17 protein-coding genes are annotated in these 24,989 nt (G+C 44.5%); 6 read left to right on the top strand and 11 right to left on the bottom strand.

Annotated features, from left to right (window positions below):
• Positions 1-55: 55 nt before the first annotated feature.
• Entirely contained in the window at positions 56-2,827 is a 2,772-nt protein-coding gene (gene uvrA, locus DW640_RS20555) for an excinuclease ABC subunit UvrA (RefSeq protein ID WP_055301289.1), read from the top strand.
• 72 nt (positions 2,828-2,899) lie between these two features.
• Here the strand turns inward: uvrA and DW640_RS20550 are convergent, their stop codons facing one another.
• From DW640_RS20550 to DW640_RS20535, 4 genes are all read right to left on the bottom strand, one after another.
• Positions 2,900-3,385: an outer membrane beta-barrel protein gene (locus DW640_RS20550; protein ID WP_008763307.1), complete on the bottom strand. Its 486-nt coding sequence runs from the start codon at positions 3,383-3,385 to the stop codon at positions 2,900-2,902.
• 4 nt (positions 3,386-3,389) lie between these two features.
• Entirely contained in the window at positions 3,390-3,620 is a 231-nt protein-coding gene (locus DW640_RS20545; RefSeq protein WP_117578896.1) for a hypothetical protein, read from the bottom strand.
• A complete protein-coding gene (locus DW640_RS20540) occupies positions 3,617-5,047 on the bottom strand; it encodes a carbon starvation protein A (RefSeq protein WP_008767795.1) in 1,431 nt (476 codons plus the stop codon). The genes DW640_RS20545 and DW640_RS20540 overlap by 4 nt, the downstream gene beginning before the upstream one ends.
• 231 nt (positions 5,048-5,278) lie before the next feature.
• A complete protein-coding gene (locus DW640_RS20535) occupies positions 5,279-6,802 on the bottom strand; it encodes a GDSL-type esterase/lipase family protein (protein WP_008767794.1) in 1,524 nt (507 codons plus the stop codon).
• A gap of 185 nt (positions 6,803-6,987) precedes the next feature.
• On the opposite strand from DW640_RS20535, the gene DW640_RS20530 reads away from it, so the two are divergent.
• Complete coding sequence (locus DW640_RS20530; RefSeq protein WP_011107959.1) at positions 6,988-8,445, top strand: glycoside hydrolase family 10 protein; 1,458 nt, start codon at positions 6,988-6,990, stop codon at positions 8,443-8,445.
• A gap of 561 nt (positions 8,446-9,006) precedes the next feature.
• On the opposite strand, the gene DW640_RS20525 is transcribed toward DW640_RS20530, so the two are convergent.
• On the bottom strand, positions 9,007-10,203 hold the full coding sequence (locus DW640_RS20525) for a hypothetical protein (RefSeq protein WP_048692943.1): 1,197 nt from the start codon (positions 10,201-10,203) through the stop codon (positions 9,007-9,009).
• Between the two features lie 164 nt (positions 10,204-10,367).
• On the opposite strand from DW640_RS20525, the gene DW640_RS20520 reads away from it, so the two are divergent.
• From DW640_RS20520 to DW640_RS20510, 3 genes are all read left to right on the top strand, one after another.
• Positions 10,368-11,546 carry an ATP-binding protein gene (locus tag DW640_RS20520; RefSeq protein ID WP_008763300.1) on the top strand — a complete coding sequence of 393 codons (1,179 nt, stop codon included), beginning with the start codon at positions 10,368-10,370 and terminating at the stop codon, positions 11,544-11,546.
• 33 nt (positions 11,547-11,579) lie between these two features.
• A complete protein-coding gene (gene nifJ, locus DW640_RS20515) occupies positions 11,580-15,137 on the top strand; it encodes a pyruvate:ferredoxin (flavodoxin) oxidoreductase (protein ID WP_008767789.1) in 3,558 nt (1,185 codons plus the stop codon).
• Between the two features lie 124 nt (positions 15,138-15,261).
• The gene (locus DW640_RS20510) at positions 15,262-15,450 is read left to right on the top strand and encodes a hypothetical protein (RefSeq protein WP_008763298.1); all 189 of its coding nucleotides are present in this window, start codon (positions 15,262-15,264) and stop codon (positions 15,448-15,450) included.
• 10 nt (positions 15,451-15,460) lie between these two features.
• Here DW640_RS20510 and DW640_RS20505 read toward each other — a convergent pair whose 3' ends face one another.
• Genes DW640_RS20505 through DW640_RS20495 form a run of 3 tightly spaced genes read right to left on the bottom strand, consistent with a single transcriptional unit; the run spans position 15,461 to position 18,402 of the window.
• Positions 15,461-16,321, bottom strand: coding sequence for a glycine betaine ABC transporter substrate-binding protein (locus tag DW640_RS20505; RefSeq protein ID WP_008763297.1), 861 nt, complete (start codon positions 16,319-16,321; stop codon positions 15,461-15,463).
• 27 nt (positions 16,322-16,348) lie between these two features.
• A complete protein-coding gene (locus tag DW640_RS20500) occupies positions 16,349-17,179 on the bottom strand; it encodes a proline/glycine betaine ABC transporter permease (protein WP_008763296.1) in 831 nt (276 codons plus the stop codon).
• Positions 17,176-18,402, bottom strand: coding sequence for a glycine betaine/L-proline ABC transporter ATP-binding protein (locus tag DW640_RS20495; protein WP_008767787.1), 1,227 nt, complete (start codon positions 18,400-18,402; stop codon positions 17,176-17,178). Before DW640_RS20495 ends, DW640_RS20500 begins: the two co-directional genes overlap by 4 nt.
• 604 nt (positions 18,403-19,006) lie before the next feature.
• On the opposite strand from DW640_RS20495, the gene DW640_RS20490 reads away from it, so the two are divergent.
• Entirely contained in the window at positions 19,007-20,161 is a 1,155-nt protein-coding gene (locus tag DW640_RS20490; protein WP_117578895.1) for a glycosyltransferase family 87 protein, read from the top strand.
• Here DW640_RS20490 and DW640_RS20485 read toward each other — a convergent pair.
• From DW640_RS20485 to DW640_RS20475, 3 genes are all read right to left on the bottom strand, one after another.
• Positions 20,124-20,456: an MGMT family protein gene (locus DW640_RS20485; RefSeq protein WP_055229579.1), complete on the bottom strand. Its 333-nt coding sequence runs from the start codon at positions 20,454-20,456 to the stop codon at positions 20,124-20,126. The genes DW640_RS20490 and DW640_RS20485 overlap by 38 nt on opposite strands.
• Positions 20,457-20,483: 27 nt before the next feature.
• A complete protein-coding gene (locus DW640_RS20480; protein ID WP_315986453.1) occupies positions 20,484-23,228 on the bottom strand; it encodes a substrate-binding domain-containing protein in 2,745 nt (914 codons plus the stop codon).
• A 341-nt stretch (positions 23,229-23,569) separates the two neighbouring features.
• Positions 23,570-24,796: a toxin-antitoxin system YwqK family antitoxin gene (locus DW640_RS20475; RefSeq protein ID WP_117578894.1), complete on the bottom strand. Its 1,227-nt coding sequence runs from the start codon at positions 24,794-24,796 to the stop codon at positions 23,570-23,572.
• Between the last annotated feature and the right edge of the window lie 193 nt (positions 24,797-24,989).

Here is a 24,989-nt window from a genome sequence, read left to right as displayed (position 1 = left end):
TCTTCTATCAATAAAATCGCTAACTTTGCCGACTATCATAAAAAAGGAGTATTTTATGTCAGAAAACAAACATATTTCGATCAAAGGAGCGCGGGTTAACAACCTGAAAAACATCGATGTAGATATTCCACGCAACAAACTTGTCGTGATCACCGGACTATCCGGTTCGGGGAAATCGTCGCTCGCTTTTGATACTCTCTATGCAGAAGGACAACGTCGTTATGTCGAGAGCCTTAGCAGCTACGCACGCCAGTTTCTGGGACGAATGAGCAAACCCGAATGTGATTTTATTAAAGGAATCCCACCGGCAATCGCCATCGAACAGAAAGTGAACAGCCGCAATCCGAGATCTACCGTAGGAACTTCCACCGAGATTTATGAATATCTGCGCTTGCTTTATGCGCGGGTGGGACGGACATATAGCCCCGTCAGCGGAGAAGAAGTCAAGAAGCATTCGACGGAGGACATCGTCAACTGTATGCTTTCGCATCCGGAGGGGACCAGATATACCGTATTGACCCCTATCCGCCTGCGCGAAGACCGTACCCTGCAGCAACAACTGGAGATAGACCTGAAACAAGGCTTCAACCGGGTAGAAGTGAACGGTGAAATGAAACGTATCGATGAATACAAGCCGGTGGCAGGCGACGAAGTTTATCTGCTGGTAGACCGTATGGCAGTGGCAAACACGAAAGATGCCATCAGCCGACTGACGGACTCTGCCGAAACTGCCATGTATGAAGGGGACGGTACGTGTATGCTACGTTTTTATCTGCCGGACGGCACCACCAGGCTATATAATTTCAGTACGAAATTCGAAGCGGACGGCATCACTTTTGAGGAGCCGAACGATCAGATGTTCTCGTTCAACTCTCCTATCGGTGCCTGCCCCGTATGCGAGGGCTTCGGCAAGGTGATCGGCATTGACGAGCATCTGGTAGTGCCCAACCGCTCGCTATCCGTGTATGAAGGGGCCATCGTCTGCTGGCGTGGCGAGAAGATGGGAGAATGGAAAGATGAACTGATTCATAATGCGGATAAGTTCGATTTCCCGATTTTCACTCCTTACTATGAGCTGACAGACGAGCAACGTCGCACACTCTGGGAAGGAAACCAATACTTCCATGGCATCAACGATTTCTTCAAGATGCTGGAAGAGAATCAATATAAGATACAGTACAGGGTAATGCTGGCACGCTACCGGGGAAAAACAATCTGTCCGAAATGTCACGGTACACGTTTGAAACCGGAGGCAGGATATGTGCGGGTAGACGGAAAGAGCATTTCCGAACTGGTAGATTTACCCATCACGGAACTAAAAGAGTTCTTCGACCATCTGAACCTCAACGAACACGATAGCAATGTAGCCCGCAGAATTCTGATTGAAATCAACAGCCGCATCCGCTTTCTGATAGATGTAGGGTTGGGATATCTGACTTTAAACCGGCTCAGCAACTCGCTGTCGGGTGGAGAAAGCCAGCGTATCAACCTGGCAACGTCATTAGGAAGCAGCCTCGTCGGCAGTCTCTATATTCTGGATGAGCCGAGTATCGGTTTGCACAGCCGTGACACCGACCGTCTGATCCGCGTATTGCGTCAATTGCAGGAACTCGGAAATACGGTGGTAGTGGTAGAGCACGATGAAGAAATAATCCGTGCCGCCGATTACATCATTGATATCGGTCCGAATGCCGGTCGTCTGGGTGGAGAAGTCGTTTATCAGGGCGATATGAAAGACCTGAAAAAAGGCAGCAATAGTCATACGGTACGGTATCTGTTGGGAGAAGAGGAGATTCCCGTTCCCGAACATCGTCGGCCGTGGAACAATTATATCGAACTGACAGGTGCCCGCGAAAACAATCTGAAAGGAGTGAATGTAAAGTTCCCTCTCAATGTGATGACAGTAGTCACGGGTGTTTCCGGTTCCGGTAAGAGTACGTTAGTGCGGGATATCTTCTATCGGGCACTAAAGCGCGAACTGGATGAATGCAGCGACCGCCCGGGAGAGTTCTCTTCTATCGGTGGAAGCCTACGTGACTTGAGAAATATCGAATTTGTCGATCAAAACCCAATAGGCAAATCGTCCCGTTCCAATCCGGTGACTTACATCAAGGCTTATGATGAAATCCGGAAGCTATGGGCGGAACAGCCTCTGGCAAAACAAATGGGATACACAGCCGGACATTTCAGTTTTAACAGCGAAGGCGGACGATGCGAGGAATGTAAAGGCGAAGGAACCATCACCGTAGAAATGCAGTTTATGGCAGACTTGGTGCTGGAATGCGAATCCTGTCACGGTAAACGTTTTAAAGCAGATACACTGGAAGTGAAATTCCAGGATAAGAACATCTATGATGTACTGGAAATGACAGTAAACCAAGCCGTCGAATTCTTCACCGAACATGGTCAGAAGAAAATTGTAAAAAGACTGCTTCCACTACAGGATGTCGGACTGGGATATATCAAATTAGGCCAGTCCTCTTCTACCCTATCCGGTGGCGAAAACCAACGTGTGAAGCTGGCATTCTACCTGAGTCAGGAGAAAGCCGACCCGACCCTGTTTATTTTTGACGAACCAACCACCGGACTGCACTTCCACGACATCCGCAAGCTGTTGGATGCCTTCGACGCACTCATCCGACGGGGACACAGCATTGTCATCATCGAACATAATATGGACGTTATCAAATGTGCCGATTATGTAATCGACCTCGGACCGGAAGGCGGAGACAAAGGCGGAAATATCGTAGCGGTAGGTACCCCGGAAGAAGTAGCCGCTTGCGGAGCAAGCTATACGGGGCAGTTTCTGAAAGAAAAGCTTGCTTAATGAATAATGGATAATGGCTATGCAGTAAACAGCGCAGCTCATTATCCATTTTCAATTATCCATTATCCATTGTTAAAAGTAGAATCCGAATCCGACCTTAACGCCGAAACGTGACATGTCGCTATCGTTGAAGCGCCATTTGTAATATACGGCGGGTTCGATGGTTACGGTGCGGGAAAGGAAGTAAGCGTATCCGGCTTCGATGCCTAGCCCCCAGTCAGTCTGGTGATGTCCTCCGCTCCAACGGAAGCGGTTCCAGTCGAGACCTCCGCCCAGATAAACACCGGTGGAATTAAAGTAGAAACGCATTCCTGTTCCTAATGTGTATTCGTCTACGGGTTTTGACCAATCAGCACCGACATTAACCATCAATGCGATACCGTCGGCAAGGAATGTACCGGCTTGCGCACCAATACCAAACTTCGCCTTATCATTTTTACTATACGAAAAATCCAATCCCGTTACAGAAGGATTAAGAATCATTTTTCCTTTCTCAAATTGTGCCTGGGCAGCTATTGATACCACCAGCAGACAAATAGCTAAAGCTAATTTCTTCATAAATTTACTTTTTTAAGTGAATAGATTGTTCGTTTTTTTTACGGCGTTCACGCATTTGTTCCTTCTTCCGGAGCACGAGCCAAAGCAAGAGTACGATGACGTAAGAACCTACCACCGTAAGAATCTTCTCCGTCTGGCCGACTTCCGTGTTGCGAGGTAACAAATAGGCTGCCGTTACTGATACATAAATAAGGAATGCGATAGCAACTCCTGTCGATTTTTTTATTTTCTTCATTCTGATAGTTTTCTAGTTTTTTGTTTTCCCAGCCAGATAAAGAACCAGGCAATAGCTACCACTACGCATCCTATACCGATGCAGTAGGAAACTATATGCGAGAGTCCCAGCCCTTCGGGAGCAATACATATATAAGTAGAACAAACACTCGTCATAAATAAGGCGGGGATCAGCGTAATCCAATAAGGCTTTTTGGCTACCACAAGGTAGACCGTGATAGCCCAGAGGGTGAACACCGCCAATGTCTGGTTGGCCCAGGCAAAGTAACGCCAGATCATGTTAAATCCGTCCGCGTCACGCAAGCTATAAAGAAGCAGACCGATAGCTACTGCGAACATCGGAATACAAATGTATAAACGACGGCGCATACTTTTTTGTTCCAGTCCCAGAAAGTCCGCCACAATCAGACGGGCGGAACGGAAAGCGGTATCTCCCGAAGTAATGGGAGCCGCAATTACTCCAAGAATGGCGAGCACTCCACCGATAGCTCCCAGCCAGTCTTTAGTGATAGCGTCTACTATCACGGAAGCATTACTTTCTTCCATTCCATTTTCATGGAAGAAATAAGTAGCGGCTGCCGCCCATATCAAAGCAACGATGCCTTCGGTAATCATTGCACCATAGAAAACCGGACGTCCATGACGTTCTGAAGTCATGCAGCGGGCCATTAAAGGACTCTGCGTGGCATGGAAACCGGATATGGCACCACAGGCGATACTCACAAACATAATCGGGAAGATCGGCAGTTCACTGGCATCCGGATTGGTATTCTGCAAGCCGTCCCATAGTTCGGGCAAAACAGGGTGATTGACATAAAGCATTACCAGGATACCGACTGCCATAAACAGCAAGGCTACTGCAAACAACGGATATATTTTACCGATGATCTTATCGACCGGAAGCAGGGTAGCCAGAATATAATATAGGAAGACCACGACAATCCAAAAAGTAGCGTCCAGACTTTCCGGAGTCAGCTTGGCCAATAGTCCGGCAGGTCCGGCTACGAAGACGGAACCGACGAGAATCATCAGAAGAACAGTAAATCCACGCATTATCTGTTTGGTAGTCAGTCCCAGATAACGGCCTATGATTTCGGGAAGACTCTCTCCCCCATGACGTAAAGAAAGCATTCCGGCAAAGTAATCATGAACAGCGCCTGCAAAAATACTTCCCAATACAATCCATAAATAAGAAGAAGTACCGAACTTCGCTCCCATAATCGCACCGAATATCGGACCCAGTCCGGCGATATTAAGGAATTGAATCATGAATATTTTCCAAGTAGGCAACGGAATATAGTCTACTCCGTCGGCTTTGGTAAGAGCCGGTGTTTTACGGTCGTCCGGACCAAAGACGCGCTCCATCAGGCGTCCATACGTGAAATAGCCTGCTATCAACGCCAGCAGGCACAGGGTAAATGTAATCATGGCGTGTTGTTTTTTAACTGTCGCAAATGTAACATAATCTCACGAAACAGCCCAACAATACCGACACTTTTGCTAACTTTGCAGGGATTTAAAACAAAAAATAAAGAATATGCACCGAACTATTTTCATTCTTTCACTTTTGTTTCTTGTTCTTCCGGCAAAGGTTCAGATACAACCTCCTTTCTTTTCAATGCTAATATAGATAATCCAATATATACACCAAGGTCTGAATTACTGCTTCTTCATTTCATCAGCTGTCACGATTTTCCATTTATCCAAGTCTTCAATTTGGCCGCTTCTATTGCCTACCACCTCTGTGCTGTTGGCAGAAGACAAACCAATTCTTGCTTCAGGAGACAGCCCCAATGAATAATAGCCTTCATCATCCGTAGGTGTCAGGAACAATGCATATTTAGGATCATGCACTCGCCAGTCATCACCCGGCTTACCCACAATCACTTTATCTCCATTATTCATTACATGAAGGTTGGTCGCTATATTTCTGACACGGAGGATATGATACGTCAAATTCTCGATACAAAACAACTGGGACTTCTTTTCCGAATCATATTTTGCGGCAGAAATCACTTTCGAATCCGGATTACAATCCAGTACCATACCGGTTGCCTTGTTTACCAAATAGACCTGAGATACATTATCGGTTACATAAGGCATATATTTTTCCTTGATAGTTACTGATTTCAGTTTGGCATCCTGTCCTCTCCATTGTACAGTCACTTTATGTTTGCCTTTTATCCGACGGTCGAAAAGAGCAGATTGTGTAGTGAAATTCTTAGAGTCGGCACCCGAAACATCAACCGAGGCAAAAGGAATTGTTTCAGTATCCAGATAGAAATCCAAGTATCCCGATTTCTTTTTATTCAATTGCACGTCAACCTCTACTTTCTCATACGTAGGCAACGAGCCAAAATGTACATCGAATGACAATCTCGTACCGTTCTTCGCTTTTTCAATAGCACCATTCTTCATCTTCGCCTTCGAACCCGAAAGAGAAATATCCGAAGCAGCCACTGTTATCCCACCGGGGTTCATAACGAATTCACCCGTTATCGCCTTATACACTTCCTTCGCTATAATATAATGCCCTCTATGGTCGGGATGCACCCAATCGTTGCCACCCGGCATAAATTCCGGATGTCCCTTCAAGGGATTATACAGATCTACACAGACCAGATTAAGTTCCTCCGCAATCTCTCTTACGGCAGGCTGAATATAATTCTTTGCTACATTGTCATCAAATGAACCAAGAAATCCCCCATCGCCATAATACATCGGCGGAGGCGTACAAATATAAATATCCGGTTTAGTCGAAAGAGCCTGGAATTTAGCGATCAACTTCTTATAGTCTGCTTTAAAAGTCTCTTTACCATATTTTTCGAAATTCTTCTTGTTGGCATCATTTGCACCAAACTTAATAATGACAATATTAGGTTTATACTCAAGTGCCGCTGCGCATTGCTCAGAATTAATGTAAGCGAATTGATATTCATTAGGATTTTCGGGAGTAGTCGCATCTTCTCTTAATTTTATAAATACCCCGGAAGAGCCTTTACCAAATTTGGTAACTTCATAATCATCACCGAGCATTTCAGCCAGAGGCATCGCGTAATAACCATAATCATTCGTTCCCCCGGTGATACTGTTTCCAACAGTAGCAACTCTAATCTTTCCCGTCTGGGCAGTCAGACTCGCCGCAAACAAAAGACAGAGCGACACAGATAGTAGCTTTTTCATTGTTTATTATCTTGTTATATTAATATTTTATATTTCGTACCTTATTAAAAGACGGCCAAGAATGCAGATACCACTAAAAGAGAATCAGTAATTTTCTGTCAAATAGCATTAAATAAAAAAGGAATAATCAATTTACAGACATTTTTGCTAGCTTTGCAGAGATTTAGCATCTAAAAGGGAATAATATGCACCGAACTATTTTCATTCTTTCACTTTTGTTTCTTATCCTTCCGGCTAAGGCGCAACCCAAGCACGAAGTTCGTGCAGCATGGATTACGGCTGTATATGGTCTGGACTGGCCCCGTACACGGGCTACGACTCCTCAGGGCATCCGCAAGCAAAAGGAAGAATTGGTGGATATCCTTGACAAACTGAAAGCTGCCAACTTCAATACTGTCCTGTTTCAGACCCGTACACGCGGAGATGTGCTGTATCCTTCTTCCATCGAACCGTTCAATTCTATCCTGACCGGAAAAGTCGGAGGAAATCCGGGATATGATCCGTTGGCTTTTGCGATTGGGGAATGCCACAAGCGGGGGATGGAATGTCATGCGTGGATGGTGACTATTCCGCTAGGCAACAAAAAGCACGTCGCTTCTCTCGGCAAACAATCTGTCACCAAGCGAGTGAAAGATATATGCGTGCCTTATAAAAATGAATATTTCCTTAATCCGGGGCATCCTGCTACGAAAGAGTATCTCATGAGACTCGTTCGTGAAGTGGTGGAGCGCTATGATATAGACGGAGTGCATTTCGACTACCTGCGCTATCCGGAGAATGCTCCTCTATTCCCCGACAAATACGATTTCCGCCGTTACAGCAAAGGACGTACTTTGGATCAATGGCGACGGGATAACATTTCCGAAATCGTCCGGTACATATATAAAGGTGTGAAAGCAATGAAGCCGTGGGTAAAGGTAAGTACTTGCCCTGTAGGAAAATACAGAGATACTTCCCGCTATTCTTCCCGTGGTTGGAATGCGTTCTATACCGTTTATCAAGACCCGCAAGGATGGCTCGGAGAAGGTATTCAGGATCAGATATATCCCATGATGTATTTTCAGGGAAACAGTTTCTATCCTTTCGCGCTCGACTGGCAGGAACAGAGCAACGGACGACAGGTTATTCCGGGGCTGGGCATCTATTTCCTCCATCCCGACGAAGGGAAGTGGACACGCGACGAAGTGGATCGTCAGATTAATTTCATCCGTAATCAGAAAATGGCAGGAGAAGGGCATTACCGTGTCAAGTATCTGATGGACAATACTCAGGGAATTTATGACGAACTGATTGAGAACTTCTATGCCTATCCGGCATTACAGCCCCCGATGACATGGTTGGATAACGTTCCGCCGTCTGCCCCCTCAGCACTCAAAGTTACGTCCATCGACAACGGATATACCGAATTGAACTGGCAACCAGCGACGGATAATGACCAACGGAATAAACCGATGTACGTGATTTATGCTTCCAATGAATATCCGGTAGATACAAAGAAAGCGGAAAATATTGTCGCACAAAGTATTCGTGAAACAAGTTACATTTATGCACCCATCCAGCCTTGGAATGCCAAGAAGTATTTTGCAGTAACGGCTATCGACCGTTGCGGGAATGAGAGTGCACCCATAAATGGAGATAAGTAGGCATTTCAGACAGTATTACCACAATATGACTTTTCCGATGTTCACCAATTCCAATTTAGCAGTATCTTCAAAGAGTTTCCATTGCTTGAAACCAGAGTTTCATCGGTGTGAAACTGTAGTTTCATCGGTGAGAAACTAGAGTTTCATACGCTTGAAACTTTAGTTCCAAACGCTCGAAACTATCTGAAACTACTGTTGATTTGATTGACTTAACCGCATGTTCCAATCACATTGAACGCATCAGCTACTTCAATAGTACTGCTCTCTCTGAAAACATTAAATCATATATCAGTCAATAATACATAAATTATCAGTCCTTAATACTTGATTTCTCAATTATTAATATCTGAGAAATCAAACGTTAACAGTTGAGATATCAGATATTAACATCCTGTAAATCAAAGAATAACACAGTAAAAACGGTATTTATCAGGACGATGCAGAGTGAGAGCAAGTCCTTGCTCTCACTCTGCTACCACTGGATCTCTAACAGCTAAAACATCGATGAATAAAGGGATACAGACGAACTGTTAGAGCATGAGAGCAAAAGCACTATCTTTTTCACTGGGGGAGAGTAAGCAAAAGAAACGCACGATACCGGCTTTGAGGCGTCACCGGTACTAACGGCAAATATCCGGCACACACCCGATTATTCTCTACGGACAAAGGGAACGAAGCCGACATCTGCCGATGTTCCTCCAAAGCCTGACCGGCTAAAGGATAATAATCAATCCGAAAAACTCCTTCCGCATCCGCAGCCAAATAACGATCCGTCAAGAGCCATGCCACCACCCCCATATTCATTCGCAGATTAATTTCGACACAAGGATGAATCCGGTAAACAGGCGCTTCATCCGGAAAATGACAAATCATCATATCCACTCCCAAGTATCCATGATAAAAGCCACCGAACAAAGCTGACAATTCTTCTTCCAAACGAGTCCGCAGCCTGATAAATTCTTCTTGTGGCACATAAGCCGATAGTTTCTGCAGAATCTTCTCGTCAGACAGCAAGTCATTCCCTGCATACATCCCACTCCCACCCGTGTGGAAGACCGAATATCCGGCAAAAACAACCCTTCCTCTCCCGTCAGCATAAAACTCCATAGCGAAATCTTCCACCTTATTATATATAGGTTCGCCTACCACCCCACCCTGAGAAGCAGCGACACGGGCACACCAACCGGAAATAAAAGTAGTAAATATGCCTTTACACCAATTCAATCCTTTCCCGCTTCCGGAAAGCGGAGCTTTTAACAAGCACGCTTCCCGCCCTTCGACGAACGCACTGCACTCCGCCAAAGTACTCAAATAAAAAGATTCTCCACAGAAGTATTCATTCAACCGCAACCCAGGCAACAACTTTACCGCCTGCAGACGATGCGAATGCTCTCTCAGAATATTCATATAATCCGCAGAAGGCAGCTCCGTCTGACCTGCCCCCAATGTCATCAAACGCTTCCGCAAAGCAGGGTCCCAACCCCACGGAGAGAACTTCCAGTCTTTACCGTCAGCCACTTCCGGTTCCGTCAACAAGGCCACATCCATGCCCAAAAGTTCACTCTTTGTTTTCAGGAAGTCCGCATTATAAGCAGACGGTGCAAGCACCGCACTTCCCGCTTCGGCATACCACATAGGAAGCAACGCCAGGTCACTCGCCATCTGTCGGGCGGAAGCCGGCGCCATATAGTTCGTCTCACCGCTTGCCAACGCCATATCATGCTCCGGATTGAATATATAAACAGGTCTTTTCGTCATGTCAAAGATGGATTCAACACATTATTCTGCAAATATATACAGGAAATAATCAGGAACTTACACAATAAAGAGAAACTTATAAATTAAAGCACATTTTTGCTATCTCTACTTTGCAAATCCTAAAAAAAGCACTATATTTGCCAGCCGAAAAACAAAGAAACGAAATGGAATCATTCTATCGCACACACGCCTACCTCGTTGAGCACACCAATGCCCCCGTTCGCCGCGATCTTATGGACGAGATCGACTGGAGTGACCGTCTGATTGGTATCAAAGGGACACGTGGCGTAGGAAAAACCACTTTCCTCCTGCAGTACGCCAAAGAGAAATTCGGCACCGACCGTTCCTGTCTGTTCATCAATATGAACAACTTTTATTTCTCCGGTCACAGCCTTGTTGACTTCGCCAACGAGTTTCAGAAACGTGGCGGAAAAGTACTGCTGATCGACCAGGTGTTCAAACATCCCGAATGGAGCAAAGAGCTACGAATGTGCTATGACCGTTTCCCCAGCCTGAAGATTGTCTTCACCGGTTCTTCCGTCATGCGACTCAAAGAGGAAAACCTCGAATTGCGTGACATTGCGAAAAGTTATAACCTGCGCGGATTCTCTTTCCGTGAATTTCTGAACCTGCAGACAGGAATGAAATTCCGGGCATACAGCCTCGAAGAAATCCTCAGTACACATGAACAGATAGCCAAAGGAGTACTTTCCAAAGTACGACCGCTGGATTATTTTCAGGATTACCTGCATCATGGTTTCTACCCTTTCTTCCTTGAAAAACGTAATTTCTCGGAGAATCTGCTGAAAACAATGAACATGATGGTAGAAGTGGATATCTTGCTGATCAAACAAATTGAGCTGAAATATCTTTCAAAGATAAAAAAATTACTATATTTGTTGGCTGTGGACGGACCGAAAGCTCCGAACGTGAGCCAACTGGCAAGTGACGTACAGACATCCCGCGCTACGGTAATGAACTATATCAAGTATCTGGCAGACGCGCGTCTGATTAATCTGGTTTACCCGAAAGGAGAAGAATTCCCAAAGAAACCGTCAAAGATTATGATGCACAACTCTAACCTGATGTACTCCATTTATCCGGTGAAAGTGGAAGAACAGGATGTACTCGACACGTTCTTCGTTAACACTTTATGGAAAGACCATAAGGTACATAAAGGAGATAAAAACGTCTCTTTCATGGTAGACGAAGTGATGCCGTTCAAAATTTGTGCGGAAGGTACAAAAATAAAGAATAACCCGGACGTGACGTATGCGTTGCAAAAGGCTGAGATAGGCCGCGGCAACCAAATACCTCTTTGGATGTTCGGATTCTTATACTAAAAAGATTTATTTACTTAAATATTTAATTTAGTTATGACTAAACAGAAGAAATTCATCACATGTGATGGTAACCAAGCTGCAGCACATATCTCGTATATGTTCTCTGAAGTAGCAGCTATCTACCCCATCACTCCTTCTTCGACTATGGCTGAGTACGTAGACGAATGGGCTGCCGCAGGACGTAAGAACATCTTCGGCGAAACAGTATTGGTACAGGAAATGCAATCTGAAGGTGGTGCTGCCGGTGCAGTTCACGGTTCTCTTCAGGCTGGTGCATTGACTACTACTTACACTGCTTCTCAGGGTCTTCTTTTGATGATCCCTAACATGTACAAGATTGCCGGTGAATTCTTGCCTTGTGTATTCCACGTTTCTGCTCGTACACTGGCTTCTCACGCATTGTGTATCTTCGGTGACCATCAGGACGTAATGTCAGCTCGTCAAACCGGCTTCGCTATGTTGGCAGAAGGTTCTGTACAGGAAGTTATGGATTTGGCAGGTGTTGCTCATCTGGCTACTATCAAATCACGCGTTCCGTTCATGAACTTCTTCGATGGTTTCCGTACTTCTCACGAAATCCAGAAGATCGAAATGTTGGAAAACGACGACCTCGCTCCGCTGATCGACCAGGAAGCTTTGGCTGAATTCCGTGCCCGTGCACTGAATCCGATGAAGCCGGTTGCCCGTGGTATGGCTGAAAACCCCGACCACTTCTTCCAACATCGTGAATCATGCAATAACTACTATGAAGCAGTTCCTGCTATCGTAGAAGAATACATGAACGAAATTTCCAAGATCACAGGCCGCAAATACGGTTTGTTCGATTACTACGGTGCAGAAGATGCAGAACGCGTAATTATCGCAATGGGTTCTGTAACTGAAGCTGCCCGCGAAGCTATCGACCACTTGGTAGCAAACGGCGAAAAAGTAGGTATGGTTGCCGTACACTTGTATCGTCCGTTCTCTGCTAAACACTTCCTGGCTGCTGTACCCAAGACTGCAAAGAGCATCGCAGTGCTTGACCGTACAAAAGAACCGGGTGCTAACGGCGAACCTCTTTACCTTGACGTTAAAGACTGCTTCTATGGCGCAGAAAATGCTCCTGTTATCGTTGGCGGTCGCTACGGTCTGGGTTCAAAAGATACAACTCCGGCACAGATCATCTCTGTATTCGAAAACTTGGCTATGCCAATGCCGAAGAACCACTTCACTATCGGTATCGTAGACGACGTTACGTTCACTTCTCTTCCTCAGAAAGAAGAAATCGCTCTGGGCGGTGAAGGTATGTTCGAAGCTAAATTCTACGGTCTGGGTGCTGACGGCACAGTAGGTGCCAACAAGAACTCTGTTAAGATTATCGGTGACAACACCGACAAACACTGTCAGGCTTACTTCTCTTACGACTCCAAGAAGTCGGGTGGTTTCACTTGTTCTCACTTGCGTTTCGGTGACACTCCGATCCGTTCTACTTACTTGGTAAATACTCCGAACTTCGTTGCTTGTCACGTTCAGGCTTACCTGCACATGTACGACGTAACACGTGGTTTGCGTAAGAACGGTTCTTTCTTGCTGAACACCATCTGGGAAGGCGAAGAACTGGCTAAGAACCTGCCTAACAAGGTGAAGAAATACTTTGCACAGAACAACATCTCTGTATACTATATCAACGCAACTCAGATTGCAATGGAAATTGGTTTGGGCAACCGTACCAATACAATCCTTCAGTCTGCATTCTTCCGTATCACAGGCGTAATCCCTGTAGATCAAGCTGTTGAACAGATGAAGAAATTCATCGTTAAGTCTTACGGCAAGAAGGGTGAAGACGTTGTAAACAAGAACTATGCTGCTGTAGACCGCGGTGGTGAATACAAGACTCTAACTGTTGATCCTGCTTGGGCTAACCTGCCGGATGATGCAAAAGCAGAAAACAATGATCCTGCTTTCATCAACGAAGTAGTTCGTCCGATCAATGCACAGGACGGTGACTTGCTGCCGGTATCTGCATTCAAGGGTATCGAAGACGGTACTTGGTATCAAGGTACTTCCAAATACGAAAAACGTGGTGTAGCTGCATTCGTTCCCGAATGGAATGCTGAAAACTGTATTCAGTGTAACAAGTGTGCTTACGTTTGTCCTCACGCTTCTATCCGTCCGTTCGTACTCGATGCTGAAGAGCAGAAGGGTGCTAAGTTCGAGCAACTGAAAGCTGTAGGTAAAGCATTCGATGGTATGACATTCCGTATTCAGGTAGACGTTCTCGACTGTCTGGGTTGCGGTAACTGTGCCGACATCTGTCCGGGTAATCCGAAGAAGGGTGGCAAGGCATTGACCATGAAACACCTTGAAAGCCAGTTGGCCGAAGCTGATAACTGGACTTACTGCGCTGAAAACGTGAAGAGCAAACAACACCTGGTAGACATCAAGGCTAACGTGAAGAACTCTCAGTTCGCAACTCCGTTGTTTGAGTTCTCAGGCGCTTGCTCCGGTTGTGGTGAAACTCCGTACGTGAAACTGATTTCTCAGTTGTTCGGTGACCGTGAAATGGTTGCTAACGCTACAGGATGTTCTTCTATCTACTCCGGTTCAGTTCCTTCTACTCCGTACACTATGAACGAAAAGGGTCACGGTCCTGCATGGGCTAACTCCTTGTTCGAAGACTTCTGTGAATTTGGTCTGGGTATGGAACTGGCTAACGAAAAGATGCGTGCCCGTCTGGTGAAAGTAATGAACGAAGCTATCGCTTCTGATTGCTGCCCGGCTGAATACAAAGAAGTATTTGCTGAATGGATCAACAATATGCTGGATGCAGAAAAGACTAAGGAACTGGCCGAAAAGATCATTCCGATGGTAGAAGCTGCTAAAGATAAATGCAACCACTGCAAGCAAATCGCTGATCTGCAACAATATCTTGTTAAACGCAGCCAATGGATCATCGGTGGTGACGGTGCTTCTTATGATATCGGTTACGGTGGTCTTGACCATGTAATCGCTTCCGGTAAGGACGTTAACATCCTTGTATTGGATACTGAGGTTTACTCTAACACAGGTGGTCAGTCTTCTAAAGCTACTCCGGTAGGCGCTATCGCTAAGTTTGCTGCTGCAGGTAAGCGTGTACGTAAGAAAGACCTCGGTCTGATGGCTACTACTTACGGTTATGTATATGTTGCTCAGATTGCTATGGGTGCTGACCAGGCTCAGACTCTGAAAGCTATCCGTGAAGCTGAAGCATATCCGGGACCATCACTGATCATCGCTTACGCTCCATGTATCAACCACGGTCTGAAAGCCGGTATGGGTAAGAGCCAGGAAGAAGAAGAAAAGGCTGTTAAGTGCGGTTACTGGCACTTGTGGCGTTACAACCCTGCTTTGGAAGAAGAAGGCAAGAATCCGTTCCAACTGGATAGCAAAGAACCTAACTGGGAAGACTTCCAAGGTTTCTTGAAGGGTGAAGTTCGTTACGCTTCTGTAATGAAACAATATCCTGCTGAAGCTGAAGAACTGTTTAAAGCTGCTGAAGAAAACGCTAAATGGCGTTACAACAGCTACAAACGTCTTGCCAGAGAAAACTGGGGAGCTGATACAGCTGAATAATAAGTAGAAATACTTTGTACATAATAAAAGGCAGGAATTCTGGAAACAGATTCCTGCCTTTTTTGTTTATATCTTAGAAGTAACGATTACTTCTCACGAAGATATTCATTAAAACTCTAAAGATATGATCGGATTTGTTATTTGGATTATCGGTTTGATACTGACTTTCAGAGCTGCCATAGAGATTTGGAATATAAATGCGGCTGTAGAGAAAAGACTTATAGCGATTGTATTAATCGTTCTTACCAGCTGGCTGGGACTACTTTTCTACTACTTCTATGGTAAAGAAAGAATGGCGGGATGGTTGAAGTAGTGTTTGCATATCAATCTTTCTCAGGAATCCAACTGTTCACCAGTTCCTGATGTTCTTCCATCCATTGACGGGCAGCCTGTCTTTCCGTTGTCTGCGCCTCTTCCAGAGCAGTCATTAAGGAGCTGATTTCCGCATCTGTCAGACGAATGTTGCCCAAAAGTTCGGCAGCAAAAGGGTCTTTCTCGCTAAAACCTTTCCATGCTATGGTATGAATGGATTCCGTATTTCCATATATCAGCTTCGGGTCCTGAAGAACTTTCAGCTTGAAACGGTCGAACATCCAGTGAGGCGTCCATCCCGTCACGACAATCCAGTCTTTCTTATCAATCGCTTTCTTTAGGGAAGCAGTCATGGCAGGTCCGCTCGAAGTCATCAGTTTATAATCCAATCCATAGTCTTTGATGGCCTGATCGGTAGCTTTCATAATACCGGCTCCGGCATCAATACCGACAATCTGACCGGAGAAACGTTCCTTTTCCGCGTTCAGTTCTTCGATTGAGTTGATCGTAACGTAATCCGGAACCACCAGCCCGATACGGGCACCATCATAAATATCCCCGATAACTTCGAGTTTATCCCCGTATTGTTTCATATAATCTTCCATAGTGACAGGCATCCAGACATCCATAAATACGTCTGCTTTCTTACGGGAGATAGAGGTAAATATAGGTGCAAGGTCGGCATTCAGCAACTTTACATCGTACCCCTGATCTTCAAAAATCGCTTTGGCAAGGTTTGTCATTGCAATACCTTCCGACCAGTTGGCATAAGCGATACTTATCTTCTTACTCTTTCCGTTGTCTCCGCAGGAAACGAAGGTTAAGAGTATGCCGGCAATAAACATTGCCGCAATCATTTTTATCTTATTCATTGATTATTCCTTTCTTTGGTGTGATTCTTATTTCTTTTTACTTTTTCTGTTATCTGCCATACCCTGAGTGATGCGGTCCAGCACGATCGCCAATATCACGACTGCGATACCGCCTTCAAATCCGAGTCCGATTTTCATTTGGGTGATACCTTTCAGCACGATTTCTCCCAATCCTCCGGCAGAAATCATGGCAGCAATCACTACCATCGAAAGTGACATCATGATCGTCTGGTTGATTCCCGTCAGAATAGTAGGCAACGCCAAAGGCAATTGCACCTTATAAAGAAGCTGCCAGGGAGTAGCTCCAAAAGAGCGGGAGGCTTCTACTACGTTTTTAGGAACCTGACGAATGCCCAGACCGGTCAGACGAACCACAGGAGGCATTGCAAAGATGATGGTGGCAAAAGCTCCCGGCACAGTTCCCAATCCGAAGAATAGAACGGCAGGAATCAGATAGACAAAGGCAGGCATTGTCTGCATAAAGTCGAGGACAGGGCGCATTATCTTGTTACAACGATCACTGTTGGCAGTCCAGATTCCCAACGGAACGCCTAAAAGCAATGCCAGACAAGTGGAAGAAAGTACCAATGCCAATGTCTGCATCGTTTCTTCCCAAAAGCCCATGCCGTAAATAAGCAATAAACCCAAGAGGGTAAATACGGCTGTCCCCTTACCCGACTTAAACCAGGCGAGCGCAGCCAGCACTGCAATTGTGATATAAAAAGGTATTCCAAACAGTACGTGCTGAAAACCGTCTATGAATCCTCCGATCCCCATGCTGAGAGCATCAAAAAAGGAAGCAAAATGTTCTGTGAGCCAATTAATGGCAGTCTCTATATATTGTCCGATATTTATCATAATTCTATTGCGTTTTGAATGATTTCATTAATTTCTTCTTTATCTTTTCCCGTTACTTCGATGATCAATGAGGAAAGTGGCACTACGCCTTCAAACTCCCGATTCTCATTTACGACCCAGATTGGCGAGTTCGTTTTTGTCATCAACGGAAGAATATCTTCCAGCACCGTATCACCCAGCACTGAATGAACTTCATGCCTTACTACGGACTCGATGGAGCGGATTTGCTCTTTTCGTAGTTTCAGCAAGTCATTCAACCGCACCTCTCCTACTAACAGATTATTGGAATCGACTACCGGAAGAACGGTCAGATTCCGTTCGCGCATCTTACGGATCAGCACCTCCGGGCCTTCTTTCTTCAAACGTGCCACTATGGGTTTATCTACCATAACAGAGGAAGCTGTTATAATCTTGCTTCGATCTACATTCTCCACAAATCGTTCTACATAAGCGTTGGCAGGTTCGGTCAGGATTTCTTCCGATGTACCGATTTGTACAATTTCTCCATCCTTCATGATAGCAATCCGGTCACCCAATTTAATCGCTTCACTCAGGTCGTGAGTAATAAAGACAATCGTTTTTTTCATCTTCGACTGCAAAGTCAGCAGTTCATCCTGCATCTGCACACGGATCAAAGGATCGAGTGCCGAGAAGGCCTCATCCATCAACAGGACTTCGGGATTATTGGCCAAAGCCCGCGCCAGCCCGACACGCTGCTGCATCCCACCCGACAGTTCACTTACCATCTGATTCTCGTAGCCTTTCAGCCCCACCAGTTGCATGCTTTCCATCGCTTTCTGCTCCCGTTCTCCCTTTTTTACTCCCTGTAGTTCGAGCCCGAAAGCTATATTATGCAAGACAGAACGGTGAGGAAGCAGACCGAAGTTCTGAAAGACCATAGCCAGTTCTTTCCGGCGAATCTGCAACAGTTCCTTATCCGACACTTTGGCTATGTCTGTTCCATTGATAATCACTTCTCCGGAAGTAGGGCGTATCAAACGGTTGATGCAGCGGAGTAAAGTGGACTTTCCACTACCGGACAGCCCCATAATGACGAATATTTCGCCTTCATTAATGGAAAGATTCGCATCTTTCACCGCAACTGTACATCCGGTCGCTTTCAATATTTCACTTTTTGTTTTACCTTCTTTCAACATCTTCAAAGCCTTCTGCTTCTCATTGCCAAAAACCAGATAGAGATCTTTAATTTCTATTTTACTCATACAATAAAATGGTTTAGGTTATTAAAATAATATACACAGCAAGACAAGAACAAACGATAACAGGAATCTTTCTTTATATCGTATAAAGTTCTGATTTAAATACGGGACAAATAACAATGAATCCCGAAATAATTAATAAAATGATTATTGACAGACTGAGTAATTAAAAAAGGAATAGAATTTGATAAGATAATCCTTTCAACGAATAGCAAAAAATAGCATTTTTATGTATAAAAACAGCCTGTTCCAGTATCTTGCTGGCACAAAGATACAAAAAACGGATTAAACATACAAATTATATTCAAAATCCGGGGCATACAGAGGGCTTTATTTGTAATGATATGGAAAGTTTCCGGGTAATATTCCCCTATCACTCAGCAAAATAGAACAAACCGGCAGATAAATATAAAATAAGTTTGAATATTTCACTTAAACACCGTATATTTGGCGTCAATAACTAAACTAGATTTATATGTTCAACAGGGCTATTACAATTTTCCTGGGGAAGGATAATTGTCATTACACAACAAAAGAAAAACAAACAGGTACTGCCACACTAGACGACAAAAGCCAAGTACAGTTCCTTAGTAAAAAGAACCCCAAAATGCCGTTTTTCTATAGCCGGCGGAATCTCTACATGATAGGTTTCCTGCTCGCTTTTATAGTGACTCTGCTCGAATTTATACGAGGACGGCATCAAAACTTTATGGTCTTCTCGGACGCTACTCAATTCTTCTGGCAAGGCATCAGCCCATACACAACTGAATTTGTAGAAGCTCACGGACGCTACTTCCTTTATTCTCCAGTTTTCACGGTATTGTTCGCTCCGTTTGCGTATCTGCCTGCATGGCTGGGACCTTTCGCGTGGAATCTATTCAATTATTCGCTGTTCTTTATGGCGATCTTCACGCTGCCCCAACAATTCACCCAGCAGCAGAAATGCCGTATGTTCCTTTTTCTGTTACTGATTTTAGGACAAAGTTTACTTTCATTTCAGTATAACATAACGGTAGCCTATTTATTCTTATTCGCCTATACGTTATTGGAAAAAGACCGTGGATTTCTGGCTGTTCTGTTAATCATGATTTCGGGATGTACCAAAGTATATGGAATTTTCGAACTGGCATTGTTGCTGTGCTATCCTCACGTATGGCGTAACTTTGGCTATGCCGTTACAATGGGCATTGTATTGCTTGCATTACCGTTAATCAAAATAGCTCCTGCAGATTTGCTCCCCTATTATGAAGAATGGTGCCATAGTCTTGCTGTTCATCAGTCCACCGGAGCTTATGATTCATTTTTCTATGCCCGCCCCATTGCAGCATGGACATTGCCACACTTCCGTGCACTTCAGATAGGAATGCTCGGCTTGCTGACTCTGCTCTTTTTGGGGAATTTCCGCAAATGGTCGTCTTTTGCCTTCCGTGCCCAGGCTTTGGGCATTCTCATGGGCTGGGTAGTATTACTGAGTGACTCCGCCGAGAAGCATACCTATATTATCGCATTGGCAGGTTTCATGCTCTGGTATTGGAGCAGACCAACACGTACCGCAACAGACAAGATTCTATTTTGGTGCTGTTTTGTGCTGTTATGTATCGTTCCTATCGACATATTCGTCCCTGTACCCATCAGAGATTTCATTACCAGGACCTTATGGCTTCATGTATGGGTTTTCTTTATTGTATGGATACGGATGATATGGCTTACCTTCCTTGCATCCTTCATTCATCCACGTGCCACAAATGTTCTTTCAGATTAACGCATCCGTTAGCTTTGAAAGAAACTTCTTCTGCCAGCAAGAGTTGTTTTTGTTCCACCCAACCGGGCACCAGCCTTCCGGCGGAATTTACAACTCTATGGCAGGGAATGGATAATTCATCCGGCACTTCTTTCAATGCACGTCCCACCATCCGCGAGCATTGGGGTGCCCCCAACAGCAAAGCAATACCTCCATAAGTAGATACTTTTCCCACAGGTATCTGGGATACGACTTCGTACACTTCCTTCCGAAAGGATTCAGAAAAGCTCTCTTTATCTACTTTATAATCTTTCATATATCCCTCTTTACGATCACAATGAAATCATCCTTTCCTTTTCAGGAAATCTGTCGGGCTCTCTCCAAACTGCTCTTTATAGCACTTGGCGAAATAAGAAGGTGAACTGAAACCGACTTCATAACCAATCTCCGCTACGGTCATGTCCGAAGAAGCAAGCAAAGAAGCTGCCTTCTTCAAACGGGCGATACGGAGCAATTCATTCGGAGAGTAGTTAGTCAATGATTTAATCTTGCGGTAAAGCTGCACACGGCTTAGTCCCATGTCTTTGCCCAAGTCCTCCACATTCAAACCGGAGTCTCCCATTTTCTCTTCAATCAATGACTTGAATCTTTCTACAAAATCCTTGTCCATATCGCAGACATCTTCTTTTGCCAATGTCTGCCCGTCACCAAAGAACTGTTTCAGACGACGGTGAGAATCAATCAGATTGCGGACACGTGCCAACAACAGCTGTGAACTGAACGGCTTTGAAATATAAGAATCCGCACCACCGTCATATCCCTGAATACGCTGTTCGTCCAGTGAACACGCTGTCAACAGAATAACCGGAATATGACAGGTCTGTAACTCACTTTTCAGCCGGCGGCAACATTCAATGCCATCAATGCCCGGCATCATCACATCAGAAATGATCAGGTCCGGAACATACTTCATAGCCTTACGGATTCCTTCGGAGCCGTCTGCCGCTTCAATCACCGTATAGTCTGTATGCAACAGCGTATGAACATACGAACGGATATCCTCATTATCATCAATAATCAATACGGACGATTTGGAAGAGTCATATCCTTTTTCCAGTTCTTCCTCTTCTGCCAATAGAACATCTGTTGTACGGGAATCCGCAGAAACAAGGGTGGTATCCGGTTCGGCAGCAACAGCCTCGCAAGACTGTACAGGCAGTTCAACGGTAAAGACCGTGCCCTGTTTCTCATCGCTCTCTACAGAGATCATACCACCGTGCATTTCTACGAAGGCTTTTACCAATGCCAGTCCGATTCCCGAACCGGTATGGTGCATATCGATCTTATAGAAACGGTCGAATACATTGCGGATATGTTCGGCAGAAATCATGGAACCGGTATTTGCCACCGTGAAACGTATCCATCGCTTGTCCTCTTTACTAAGGGAAGACAGACGGATGGCTATTTTCCCGTTTTCCGGTGTAAACTTAAAGGCATTGGACAGGAGATTGAAATAAATACGTTCCAGCTTCTCCATGTCTGCCAGTGTATGATAATCCGTATCCGGCATACTATCAAAAGAAAAATGGATATGCTTCTTACGGGCTGCCGCCTGAAAAGACTCATTCCATCCTTCGAAAGAAGAAAGGACATCCACCGTAACCGGAGTATATTCCATCTTGCCGTTTTCATATTTACGGAAATCCAGAATCTGATTGACCAGACGCAGAAGGATGTTCACATTCCGCTGAATCAGCATGAGCATCCGGTGCTGATCTCCGCTCAATGTCTTGTCCGCCAACAAATGTTCTACCGGATCGGCAACCAATGTCAACGGAGTACGGAAGTCGTGAGAAATATTGGTGAAGAATACCAGCTTGGCATGAGTAGCTTCTTCCAGTTGATGAGAAAGTTGTATCAATTGGTCACGCTGTTCTTCCAGTTTGTCACGTTGCTCTTCCAATTGTTGCTTCTGCTTAAAAAGTTCTTTATTCAAGCGATTCTTTGAGCGGAGTGATTTATAAACGACCAATAATAAGCCGGCTACCAATAAAAGGATAATCAGACTGCCGTATAAAACGACCTGTTGTGTAGCTACCTGAGAGAGATAGCCACCGATACGTCCGTTGAGCGTTTCAATCTTTTTGTCGAGTTCGGAAATGTGTGTGGTCTGCAACTGCATGACGTGTGCGTTGGTACGGTCCACAACAGCGGTATTCATCACCGTTTCTTTGGGATAGGGTTTCTTCTCCAGAATATCCATAGCCAGTTGCAGTACCTTATCACCATTGGTCGGATAGATAAAGGTGGCATCCAGCACACTGTCCAGAACCAGTTCCAGTCCGTTTCCCTTACCCGGCAAGGCATCTATGCCGACAAAAATCATTTCCTTCTCCCGCCCTGCCATCTTTGCTGCCTGATAGGCACCCGGAGCGATACGGTCATTATGGGCATACACAGCATCAATCTTAGGATGCCTCCGAAGCATACTATCCATTTCTATCTCTGCCGGACCACGTTCCCAAGCAGCATCCGCTTTATCAATCAGCTTTATATCCGGGAATTTACTGATGGCAGCCATAAATCCCTGATGCCGTTCCATTGCAGGAGTCGAACCGCTCAATCCTGTCAGTTCTACTATATTTCCCTTCCCTTTCAGACTGGAGGCAATATAGTTTCCTACCGAACGACCAATTTCATAATTATCGGCTCCGATATAGGCAGTATATTTATCCGAAAGAATCTTCCGGTCTACAAGAATAACGGGGATGCCTTTCTGATAAGCTTCTTCTACAATCGGAGTCATAGGAGCAGCTTCGTTAGCGGAAATAATCAGCAGATCGACTCCTTCGTCCATAAAATAATGGACATCTTCCGCCTGCTTACTGTTATCATCCCCTGCCGAACGGATTTCCACCGAAACACCATTATAAAACATCGCTTCCCGAAGAATCTCATCATTCATCTTATGTCGCCATGAATCATCGCTGCATTGAGCCACCCCAATACGAAAACGGGGTGTATCCTGCCGGCAAGCCGTCATCCCGATTAAACAAAACAGCACCAGCATCCACTTCAGATATCTCATCGTCTTCATCCATCTCATCATTTCGTAGTTCTTTCTGTAATCCAATTAAGAACAAAAATAAGAAATAATACTGTAAAGTTCTCTAACTTCAGCTATTTATTATTCTAAAAAGAAGGAAAGCAGTCCTCTTTCAGACCATCGGAAAGTATTAACAAAAGTATAAAGCGTAAAACAAACACTTAATCAATGTTATAAAACATAGCGTTTTACTTGGATAATTTGCAGATTTCACAGAAGTCCGTATCTTTGCACTGTGTTTTTCATAGTATTAGATTTAAGGTTAACAAAGGTTGGAGCAAGGCGTTGCTCCTTTTTTTATGCCCTGACCTTTCATCTACCGGTTAGTTTTCATCCCATTCCTTTTCCAGTTTACCATCAATAGTGTAGCGTTTCCATCGTCCTACACGGCGACCATTCTTATATTCCCCACATTCACGAAGCTGGTCATTCTTTACATAACGAGCTTCGAACGGTCCGTTCTGCCTTCCGTTCACATAGGTAGAAGTTTCCCAATAATCAAAGCGGTTGCTCACTATCAGCCGTCGTTCCTTGCCATGCAATCTGCCGGCCTGATAGGTATCTTCATATCTCAATTCACCATTTTCCAGATTATATTCACGGTATAAACCGTCTTTACGATCGTTCTTCATATAATATTCTTTCTGCCTTACCCCACTTCCGTTGGCAAATGAGACATGGAGTCCATCTTCTTTTCCATCCAGATAGGTTTCAATCATCAGCGTATCTCCGCTTTCAGCAAAAGTAGTCCACCGACCATTCTTCTTTCCATTCTTATAACTACCCAGTATACGTGGCGAGCCAAACGTAAACACGGACGAATATTCACCGTCCTGCAAACCTTCTTCATTGAAATAAACGGTCTCATACAAATCATATGTACCTTTCAGAAAAGTATACTGTTTGCCTACCTGCTTCCCGTCCTTGTAATTATGCTCTTTCCGCAAAGTACCGTCAGATTCGTACGACAGTTGCTTCCCGTGCTCTTTCCCCATCCGGAAGTTTCTTTCACTTTCCACTTTTCCGGTAGTAAAGTAACTTTTGCTCGTACCGTCCAGCTTACCTTCCTTATAGGACTTTTCTTCTTTCAGCTTACCGTCAAACTTGGAGTTAATCTTGAAGAGGCCATCCTTCCGCCCTTCTTTATAACTTCCTTCCGTTATTAATATATTGTCCACATATTCTTTGTATCCGCCATCATAAAAACCATCTTTAAAAGATGCCAGCACATAGGCGGAATGATAACCATCTATGATGCGATGTTCGCCATTCAATGCTTTTTCCGTTTTCAGTTCCCGAAACAACAGTCTGCCATCGCCTACATTGACAACGGATACCTGATCGATCTTATATTCCTTTTGCGCAAACAAAGGAAGAGCAAGATATAAAAACAAAAATACGTTCCAGCTTTTTGATCTGAGGAAGTTTGAAATGTGTTTCATAAAGTAGTTTTCTCTTTTTAATTTATTATTTAAAGACCTGCCGCAAAGATAGGCAATCGGCTTATAAAACAAGGAAAGAAAGAGGGGGACAATTAGAGAAAAGAACATCTGTTATTATCATTCTAATAATTAACAGATTAAGTAGTAAATCAAAACACAGGGAAGGGGGACATTTACTGAAATAAGAAACAGAAAAGAAGATGTGTCAAAAGCAACTAAATTCCCCTCCTTCAGGAAGGAGGAGAGTTTAGTTGCTTTTGACACATTTACATTTGCAGTATTAAATATCACAACAAAATAT

The organism is Bacteroides sp. AM23-12 (assembly GCF_003434395.1).
Lineage (GTDB): Bacteria > Bacteroidota > Bacteroidia > Bacteroidales > Bacteroidaceae > Bacteroides > Bacteroides thetaiotaomicron.
This window is presented reverse-complemented; position numbering and strand designations above follow the sequence as displayed.

Bases quoted from the DNA above. Each gene is read 5' to 3' on its own strand.
- uvrA (WP_055301289.1), top strand. From the start codon at position 56: ATGTCAGAAAACAAACATATTTCGATCAAAGGAGCGCGGGTTAACAAC.
- DW640_RS20550 (WP_008763307.1), bottom strand. From the start codon at position 3,385: ATGAAGAAATTAGCTTTAGCTATTTGTCTGCTGGTGGTATCAATAGCT.
- DW640_RS20545 (WP_117578896.1), bottom strand. From the start codon at position 3,620: ATGAAGAAAATAAAAAAATCGACAGGAGTTGCTATCGCATTCCTTATT.
- DW640_RS20540 (WP_008767795.1), bottom strand. From the start codon at position 5,047: ATGATTACATTTACCCTGTGCCTGCTGGCGTTGATAGCAGGCTATTTC.
- DW640_RS20535 (WP_008767794.1), bottom strand. From the start codon at position 6,802: ATGAAAAAGCTACTATCTGTGTCGCTCTGTCTTTTGTTTGCGGCGAGT.
- DW640_RS20530 (WP_011107959.1), top strand. From the start codon at position 6,988: ATGCACCGAACTATTTTCATTCTTTCACTTTTGTTTCTTATCCTTCCG.
- DW640_RS20525 (WP_048692943.1), bottom strand. From the start codon at position 10,203: ATGACGAAAAGACCTGTTTATATATTCAATCCGGAGCATGATATGGCG.
- DW640_RS20520 (WP_008763300.1), top strand. From the start codon at position 10,368: ATGGAATCATTCTATCGCACACACGCCTACCTCGTTGAGCACACCAAT.
- nifJ (WP_008767789.1), top strand. From the start codon at position 11,580: ATGACTAAACAGAAGAAATTCATCACATGTGATGGTAACCAAGCTGCA.
- DW640_RS20510 (WP_008763298.1), top strand. From the start codon at position 15,262: ATGATCGGATTTGTTATTTGGATTATCGGTTTGATACTGACTTTCAGA.
- DW640_RS20505 (WP_008763297.1), bottom strand. From the start codon at position 16,321: ATGAATAAGATAAAAATGATTGCGGCAATGTTTATTGCCGGCATACTC.
- DW640_RS20500 (WP_008763296.1), bottom strand. From the start codon at position 17,179: ATGATAAATATCGGACAATATATAGAGACTGCCATTAATTGGCTCACA.
- DW640_RS20495 (WP_008767787.1), bottom strand. From the start codon at position 18,402: ATGAGTAAAATAGAAATTAAAGATCTCTATCTGGTTTTTGGCAATGAG.
- DW640_RS20490 (WP_117578895.1), top strand. From the start codon at position 19,007: ATGCCGTTTTTCTATAGCCGGCGGAATCTCTACATGATAGGTTTCCTG.
- DW640_RS20485 (WP_055229579.1), bottom strand. From the start codon at position 20,456: ATGAAAGATTATAAAGTAGATAAAGAGAGCTTTTCTGAATCCTTTCGG.
- DW640_RS20480 (WP_315986453.1), bottom strand. From the start codon at position 23,228: ATGAGATATCTGAAGTGGATGCTGGTGCTGTTTTGTTTAATCGGGATG.
- DW640_RS20475 (WP_117578894.1), bottom strand. From the start codon at position 24,796: ATGTTCTTTTCTCTAATTGTCCCCCTCTTTCTTTCCTTGTTTTATAAG.